Raw genomic sequence first — 1,232 nt, 5'->3', positions numbered from 1 at the left:
CGGTCGGTGTTGTACCAGTGCACCCAGTCGGCGGTGAGCAGTTCCACGTCGGCCAGCCGCTGCAGCGGGCCCCGCCGGAACGGTGAATCGTCGCGGACGGCTTCGGTCTTGTACAACCCGATCGTCGTTTCGGCCAGAGCGTTATCGAAGGCGTCGCCGACCGATCCGATCGAGGGCACCAACCCGGACAGCGAAAGGGTTTCCCCGAACCGCACCGACGTGTACTGCGAACCCGCATCTGAATGGTGAACAGTGCTGCCGGACAACGGATTACCTTCGTTAGACCGCAGTTGTGCGGCGTGCCGGATGGCGTGGCGGACGAACCGGTCCTCCTTACTGGCTGAGCAGGTCCAGCCCACGATCCGCCCGGCGTAGGCATCGATGGCGAACGCGGTGTAGACGAACACCCCGCTAGCCAGCCGGACATAGGTGAAGTCGGCCACCAGCAGCATGTTGGGGGCCGGCACTCGGAACTGGCGTTTGACCAGATCCGCCGCACGCGCTGCGGCCGGATCACAGACCGTGGTGCGGACCTTCTTGCGGCGGGTCACTCCCTGCCAGCCGTTGGCCCGCATGAGGCGTTCCACGGTGCAGCGGGCCACCGTGATGCCCTGGCGTTGCAGGTGGGCCCACATTTTGGTCGCGCCGTACAACGCCTCGGGCTTGCGACGGCCATGCTCGTCAGCTTCGTAGTAGCCGGCCAGCACCTCGGTGATGACGGTGTCCCACAGGGCCCGCGCCGACGGGGGTCGGGCCAGCCAGGCGTAGAAGGTTCTCGGGGCAATCTTGACGCCGTGCTCAGAGAGCACGCGACAGATCGGAGCGACCCCGAACCGAGCGCGATGCTCGGCGATGAACCCACAGATCAGCGGCGTCGCGGGTCGCTCTCCCGCGCGAAGAAACTTGTTGCCGCCTTGAGGATTTCGATGGTTTCCTCAAGCTCACGATTCTTACGCTTGAGTTCGCGCAACTCGCGCACCGTATCGGTGGGCACCCCGTCGCGGACCCCGGTGTCGACCTCGGCCTGGTTGACCCACCGGCGCAGCGTTTCGTAGGACACCCCCAACCGCTTGGCCACCGCGGTGATGCAGGCCGTGCGGGTCTCGTACTCCTCGAGATGGTCGGTGACCAACCGCACCGCCCGGGCCTTGAACTCCTCGTCGTACTTCTTCGGCATGATGCGAACAACCTTCCCTCGAAAGAAGGTGTGCATCAAACCCGGGGTGGTTCAG

General features: G+C 65.3%; 1 protein-coding gene. It reads right to left on the bottom strand.

Annotation, left to right across the window (positions count from 1 at the left end; all coding sequences use genetic code 11):
• Positions 1–1,177 (bottom strand): IS3 family transposase gene (locus BKG60_RS03520; RefSeq protein WP_120764811.1). Its coding sequence is split into 2 segments (ribosomal slippage), with 1,178 coding nucleotides annotated over them: positions 1–904 and positions 904–1,177; the frame shifts between segments, so codons are not numbered across the junction. This gene is flagged as partial in the annotation.
• Positions 1,178–1,232 lie beyond the last annotated feature (55 nt).

Source organism: Mycobacterium syngnathidarum, assembly GCF_001942625.1.
GTDB lineage: Bacteria > Actinomycetota > Actinomycetes > Mycobacteriales > Mycobacteriaceae > Mycobacterium > Mycobacterium syngnathidarum.
The sequence above is the reverse complement of the archived record's forward strand: the minus strand, read 5'-3'. Positions and strand labels throughout refer to the sequence as shown.